The following is a 6,595-nucleotide window of genomic DNA, read 5'->3' as shown; positions in this document are numbered from 1 at the left end:
GCGCGGGCTTCGACAAGCTCAGCCAGCGCGGTGGGGGTGGCGCGGGCTTCGACAAGCTCAGCCAGCGCGGTGGGGGTTCGGGGGCATGGCCCCCGACACATCCCCCTTGGGAGTTGGGGCGCAGCCCCAAGATCAATGGTCATGGTGATGCTCACCATCATCACCATGCTGCCGATAGCTACACGACGCACAATTCATCTGCACCATTCCGTCGCGCAACTCCTCGTAGCGAAACGCCGTCGCCGCCAGCAGGCCAGCATGGGGAAAAAGATGTTGGCCTACAAGAATTTCGATCTGAGGATAATGTTCCTGCGCCAGCCGTGCTTGGTTGACAATGTCATCGCGCACAAAGCCAGCGAAGAGCAGGTAGGGCAGCACCACTACCCGCTGCGCCCCGAGGCGCACACAGCGGCCCAGCGCCTGGCCCACATCGGGCGGCACCACCGTCTGGTAGGCATACTCAACGATAGCATAGCCATGGATCTCACTGAGCAGCCGGGCGAGACGAGCCAACTCCGCGTTACTCTGCGGATCTTTGCTCCCGCGCCCCACCAGGAGGAGCGCCGTTGCTTCGTCGCTCACCGCCTGGCGACTCGTCGCCAGAGCCGCTGCGGCCCGCTCGGCCAAGACGCCAACGAGGTGCAACTGCGGCCCCAAGGGGGCACCATAGCGTACCACAATTCCTGCATGTTCCGCTTGGGCTGCGGCCAACAGGTTGGGCACATCACGCTTCTGGTGGCGACCCGCCCCCAAGAAGAGGGGTAGGGCCAAAATCTCGGTAGCGCCCTGCGCCACACAGAGCGCCACCCCCGCACCAATCGAAGGCTCGGCCAACTCAAGGAAACAGGGCTGTGTCGCCACGCCCAGATGCTGCGCCAGATCCGCCGCGAACTGAATGAACTCGCCATTGCCCGCCGCGTCGGGGCTGCCATGGCCGATGAGGAGAAGGGTGGGTTTTTGTTGATTCATTGGATGTGTCTCTACGTTTTGTTCCGTTTTGGCGGCGCAGCCGGCAAAACGGAACGCAAAGTCTGTTTTGGCGGCGGCGAAGCCTCCCCCAAGCCCCCTCCTAGTGGGGGCGGCGAGCCTCCCCCAAAACAAAAAAACCGGCCTCTCGTGAGAGCCGGTGGGGGCAAAGGCTGACCGTACTGTACAAGGAGCACGGGGCACGTTCGCCCTCCTTGGCACGAGAAGGGAGGAACACAACGTCGCGGGAGGTCTCCTGGCTCCGCGCTACCACGAGGGAAGCGCGTTACAGTTGCGGCACAGCGCTGGACTCACACCAGCTTCCACCTTTAGACCCTCAGCATCCGGGCTGTCGGGCGACCGCGACGGTATGGGGTTTGGGTAGGTTCAACGGGGCTGATTATAGCACTATTCAGGTTGATGTGCCAACAACGCTACTGTGCAGTCGTATTGTGTTCATTTAAGGATAAAGTCAAAGTGTGACTTCGTGTTTTTTAATGCGATGCTCCGTTATACTTGAAAGTGAAATCTTTCATCGAACGTATGATTGCTAATAGATCAAACTGAAGCTGATCTACCATTGTCTCATCATCATAGTACGAGACATCACCAGAGTACACTTTACCATTGCGCCAAAAAGATCGAGTGCGCACATGTGGTCTAATGTGAATGATTCTGTGCATCTTGAACGGATGCGCGATCTCCACACCCTGCTTCATTTGTTTCAGCAATGCTGCTATTGCTCCGCCTGCTATATATCCAAGTTTGGTGGGTACCGCACATCGATTCTTTTTGAATATCAACAGGTAAGCTTCGCCAGTTGCCCCCTGGTGGGACTAGTGCGAGATATTTGAGTTTGCGCGAACTAAAGTTTAATACTTCAGGGAAAGGATCTACAAAGCCATCCCCAATAACATCACCTAGAGTTTTGAAAGGTGGAAGATCATCTTCAGGACGATTACTGTATTGCGGTTCGGGAAAATGAGCAAGTAGATTGTGACGATTGCCAATACATATGATTCGCTCTCGTATCTGAGGGGCACCGTAGTTCACTGCATTCACGATGTAACAGTCTACACGATAGCCAATCTTTTGAAATTCGTCCAATACGAGTCGTAATAACGAGCCGTGGCTGTAGTAATCGGGAGGATGGACAGTTGTAGCAGGTTCTTTTTTAGTAGATGGTATGATGGGCATGGACAACAAGCCACGAACGTTCTCCATGACAAATGTGTGGGGGCGAAGTTCATCAATCAGACGAATGAATTCAAAAATAAGTTGCCCACGAACATCATGAATGCCTTCTCGCTTGCCAAAAACACTAAACGCTTGGCAAGGTGGCCCCCCAGCAACTAAGTCAATCTCTCCCTCTAATCTCCCTAGTTTACGTAGATCACTGCCTGATACATTGGTTATGTTTCCCATACCCGGTAGATTTGGGCGATTTAGTTTAATCGTCTGAACTGCTTCAGGATCATTTTCAACATAGACCGCTGTCTCGAAGCCTGCCATTTCGAGACCTAAGTCGAGTCCCATTGCACCAGAAAATAGTGAAACAAACTTTGTCTTCATAAGGTTTTTCCTATTCAGTAGAACAAATGTATTTTCATCTTAACATGACCGACCAACTTTGTCAACGCTCCCCGTCCACCATCTCCCGCCGCGCCACCCAGCGCCGCATCAGTTCTACGGTGAAGCGGTAGCGCCCCTCGGCGACGATGAGCACGTCGTGGTCGTTGAGCTTGGCGAGTGCGCCGTCAAGCTCGGGGTTGGGTTCGGGCAGCGCGGCAGCGAGTTGGGCTCGGGTGAGGCCCGCTGCATGGGGCGCGAGGGCGCTCAGGATGGCGGGTTGGCCCGCCGGGGCGCTGTGTTGCGCCTGATGCCAGATGCCACTAAAGTAGGCGTCGCCGTCGCGGAAGAAGTTGGGTGCCGCCAATACCGCCTCCAGATCGGCCATGTGGAAGCGCCGCTCCTGCTCGCGCCCCTCCTCAAAGCTGCGTTGGTTGAAACGGCTCACCAGCGCGTGGCCCAGCAGGTTGACCAAAAAGGGCTGCCCGTTGGTGAGGTCGAGCATCGTCGTAACTACATCCTCGTCATAGTCGAGATCAAAATCGGGCGTCGGCTCAACAATCAGCCGCCGCGCCGCCCCCCGCGCCAAGAAGCTCACCTTGATCGCGGTCACACTGCCAAAGAGCGGATCCCAATAGTCGCGCCGCCGCTCCTCTAGCGTATGCAGCCCGGCAAAGGCCAAGACCAGCCAGGGGAAGGTCTGAAACGCGCCGCGCCAGAAACGGAGCAGGCGGGGCAACTCAGCGGCAAGTTGCTGCTCAAGCAGTTCAAATTCGTCCAGCGTCACAATCAGCCGCCGCCCGGCGCGCAGCCCCTCAAGCCGCCTCAAGAAGCGGCGGAAGGCCATATAGGCGTGATCGGAGGTAAAATCGGCCTCACGCGGCTCCGCCAAGCCCGCCAGCCCCTGCCCAGCACACGCATCATAGATAGCGATAGCCAACTGAAAGAGCAGATCGGCCTCATCGCGCACAGAGCCCACCATCTGCAGATTAAAATCAACAATCAGCGTCTGCTGGCCAAAACGCTGCCCCAGATTGCGTAGAATACTCGTCTTGCCCATGCGCCGGTGGCCATAGAGCAGCACCGAAGGCACAACCCCCTGCGGCGACCACAACTCCTCCAAGCGGCGCAAGACATCCTCGCGGCCCACAAAGCGACTCCCCTCCGCCGGATTATTCAGAATGTAGGGGTTGTCCACCGGCCCCACCTGCAACGCACGCCCCACCACGCCACCCTCCGCAATCAGCAGCGCCTGCCACTGGCGCACAATGCGGCGCAAGAGGTGGCTATCGGGCGCAACCACCCGCTCAGCCACCGCCTGTCCCAAGCGCGTCAACGCATCAGTCGCCCGCAGCAGCGCGCCCTGCTTATTCGCCCGGCTCGTGCTATCCAGATAGGTTCGCACCTCACCTACAATCTGCCCAAGCTGCCCCAGCGCCGCCCAGGTCGCGGCGAAATCGTGGGTGGGGGAAGGCGCGACAGATAGGTCATTGGGATGCGCTGGATGGCCCTCACCCCCTACCCCCTCTCCCGCGTGGCGGGAGCGGGGGGAAGTTGTTGAGATTCTTGGTGTGGCGATGCGCTCTTTTGCGGCCTCTGGATGGCCCTCACCCCCTACCCCTCTCCCACGTTGTGGGAGAGGGGGGAAGCTGTCGAGATTCTTGGTGTGGCGATGCGCTCTTTTGCGGCCTCTGGATGGCCCTCACCGCCCGCGTTGTGGGAGAGGGGGGAAGCTGTTGAGATTCTTGGTGTTGCTATGCGCTCTTTTGCGGCCTCACCCACCTCCGCCAGTGTCCCACAAGCCAAACAGCGCGCCATGAGCCCATAGGCCGCGCCCAGCTCCGTGCCGCCAGGGTAGGCCGCGAGGCCACCATAGATCTCCTGGTAGCGCCGCAGATCGAAGGGTTCTTCGCCCGCCTCAAGCTCCTGCTGCGCGGCAAGCAGCGCTTCCAACATGCCCGCATAGCGCGTCAGCGGCGTCACCCGCCGCTCGCGCAGCCAGCGACTCAGCCGGTAGACCCAGCGGTTGCTGTCGTTGCTGCTCTTGAGCCAACGCTGGTCCAACTCGGCGCAGAGCAGTTGGCGTAGCGCTAGGTAGCGTTGCCAATGAAAACCGGTAAGTGGTGCATACACATACTCATCCAAACTAGGATCGCGCAACAGGCGGTAGTAGGCATGCAGCGGATCGGCCTGGGCGTGCAGGTAGCGGTAGAGTACCACCTGGGCCACATAGCCTTGGAAGGGGTTGCGCGCCACCTGCGCCAGCAGGCGCAACCCCGCCGCCTCATTCTGCGCTAGTTGGCGCAAGAGGAAGCGGCGGCTGAAGGGCAGCGGCAGTACGGTGAGTTCATCCCATGCCAGTGGATGGCGTCGCGTCCAGGGACTCAGCAGCGCAGGGATGAGGTGGACGGGGTAGAAGGGCAGGCGTAGCGCACCGATGGCGACCGCCACGCCGCCCACCACGCCGAACGCCACGCCGCCCACCACGCCCAACGACACGCCCAACGACACGCCGACCGCCACGCCGACCGCCACGCCGAATGTCACGCCGACCGCCACGCCTTCCACCACGCCTTCCACCACGCTGGCCAACACGCCGACCAACACGCCGGCCACCACGCCGACCGACACGCCCAACGACACGCCGACCGCCACGTCGCCCGTCACGCCGAATGTCACGCCGAATGCCACGCCGCCCACCACGCCGAATGCCACGCCGGCCGCCACGCCGGCCGCCACGCCGGCCGCCACGCCGGCCGCCACGCCCCATGCCACACCACGGGCCAAACCCGCCCAAGCCACCGGCGTCCCTTGCAGCCAACTAACCAGCAGCACCAGCGGCAGGCTCAGTCCCAAGGCCAGCAGCGGCAGCATCAGCCAGAGGTGGCGGTAGGCGCGGATCTGCCAGAAGATGCGCAGCGCCGCCACACCCTCATCGGCGGCGCGGTAGGCCCGTGGATCGGCTTGGTAGAGGTAGCACTTGAGCGCCGTGGGGCGCATAAAGATCCAGTAGGCGAGGAGGAGGTAGTGGTAGGGGTTGAGCGGGTTGAGGCAGGCGGGTAGCCTGCCGTGGTAGGTGGGGAAGGTGGGCATTTGAGAGTCCGAAAGGCCGATAGCCGAAAGGCCGATAGCCGACTGTAGGGGCGTAGTAGCGCTTTCAGGATAGCGAAGGTTCGTAGGGACGTTCCTGTTTGTGCCGTAGGTAGTGCCGACGTTAGGGAAGCAGAAATTTTCAAGTATCCCAGCAGCCTGTCATACTGAATAGTTCATGGGCGAGCATCGTAGTGCCGACTTTAGTCGGCTGAGGTCTGTGGCAGCGATGGGAAGCCGACTAACTTCGGCACTACCTACGGCGCAAACAGGAACATTGCTACGAACCTTCGCTCAGGGTGGCCACGCAAACGGGGCAATCAACAACATCCGCTTCCCTTAGTCGGCTGAGGTCTGTGGCAGCGACGGGATGCCGACTAATGGTGTTCCAGAAATTAATCCGGTGTCGCGGCACGGGCTAGACCTGATAGATATGCCAGATTTGCGAGGTCTGGTTAGCGGATTATTTACTGGAAGACCATAAGTCGGCACTACGATGGTCGTGAACCATGAACTATTCAGCATGACAGGCTGCTGGGATACGTAACAATCTCTGCTTCCCTAACACCGTTTTTTGCTCTACCGCTTTCCACAAGAGCGCAACCCCCTATGCGCCACGCAAGCGACGCAATTCCTCGCGCAGTGCATTGAGTTCAGCTTCGGCTAGCGTGCGCGCTTGCGCTTCCGCATGAGCGCGGGCTTCTGCCTCGGCACGGGCTTGGGCTTCGCTACGGGCGCGGGCCTCCGCCTCGGTGCGTGCTTGCGCCTCCTCAGCACGCAATTGCGCCTCGTAGAGCGCTTGCGCTTCGGCATCGGCGCGGGCTTCTGCTTCGTAGCGGACGCGGGCTTCGGCAAGATCGGCGCGGGCGATGGCGGCTTCGGCGGCGCTCATCGCGGCTTCCGCAGCTTGCACCACCGTCACGTAGTCGCCAAGTTCGTTGCCCTGCGCGTCGTAGCAGACAACGTGATC

General features: G+C 60.1%; 4 protein-coding genes, 1 pseudogene and 1 riboswitch. All 5 genes and pseudogenes read right to left on the bottom strand.

What is annotated here, in order from left to right; translation table 11 throughout:
- Window positions 1–132: 132 nt before the first annotated feature.
- Window positions 133–969 carry a sirohydrochlorin chelatase gene (locus CJ255_RS20575; RefSeq protein ID WP_097645953.1) on the bottom strand — a complete coding sequence of 279 codons (837 nt, stop codon included), beginning with the start codon at window positions 967–969 and terminating at the stop codon, window positions 133–135.
- 226 nt (window positions 970–1,195) lie between these two features.
- A riboswitch (cobalamin riboswitch) is annotated at window positions 1,196–1,346 on the bottom strand.
- Window positions 1,347–1,626: 280 nt separating this feature from the next.
- Complete coding sequence (locus tag CJ255_RS20570) at window positions 1,627–2,538, bottom strand: DNA cytosine methyltransferase (RefSeq protein WP_217352509.1); 912 nt, start codon at window positions 2,536–2,538, stop codon at window positions 1,627–1,629.
- Between the two features lie 61 nt (window positions 2,539–2,599).
- Window positions 2,600–3,940 carry an AAA family ATPase gene (locus CJ255_RS20565; RefSeq protein WP_165774857.1) on the bottom strand — a complete coding sequence of 447 codons (1,341 nt, stop codon included), beginning with the start codon at window positions 3,938–3,940 and terminating at the stop codon, window positions 2,600–2,602.
- Window positions 3,941–4,149: 209 nt separating this feature from the next.
- Window positions 4,150–5,628, bottom strand: a complete 1,479-nt coding sequence (locus CJ255_RS20560; RefSeq protein WP_097645951.1) for a hypothetical protein — start codon at window positions 5,626–5,628, stop codon at window positions 4,150–4,152.
- 604 nt (window positions 5,629–6,232) lie between these two features.
- Window positions 6,233–6,595, bottom strand: a pseudogene (locus tag CJ255_RS20555) (Uma2 family endonuclease); the annotation flags it as partial.

Origin of the sequence: Candidatus Viridilinea mediisalina, from assembly GCF_002532535.1 — a bacterium.
In the GTDB taxonomy this organism is placed as follows: Bacteria; Chloroflexota; Chloroflexia; order Chloroflexales; family Chloroflexaceae; genus Viridilinea; species Viridilinea mediisalina.
The sequence above is the reverse complement of the archived record's forward strand: the minus strand, read 5'-3'. Positions and strand labels throughout refer to the sequence as shown.

Excerpts from the sequence above, each read along its gene's own strand:
- CJ255_RS20575 (WP_097645953.1), bottom strand. The coding sequence starts at position 969 with ATGAATCAACAAAAACCCACCCTTCTCCTCATCGGCCATGGCAGCCCC.
- CJ255_RS20570 (WP_217352509.1), bottom strand. The coding sequence starts at position 2,538 with ATGAAGACAAAGTTTGTTTCACTATTTTCTGGTGCAATGGGACTCGAC.
- CJ255_RS20560 (WP_097645951.1), bottom strand. The coding sequence starts at position 5,628 with ATGCCCACCTTCCCCACCTACCACGGCAGGCTACCCGCCTGCCTCAAC.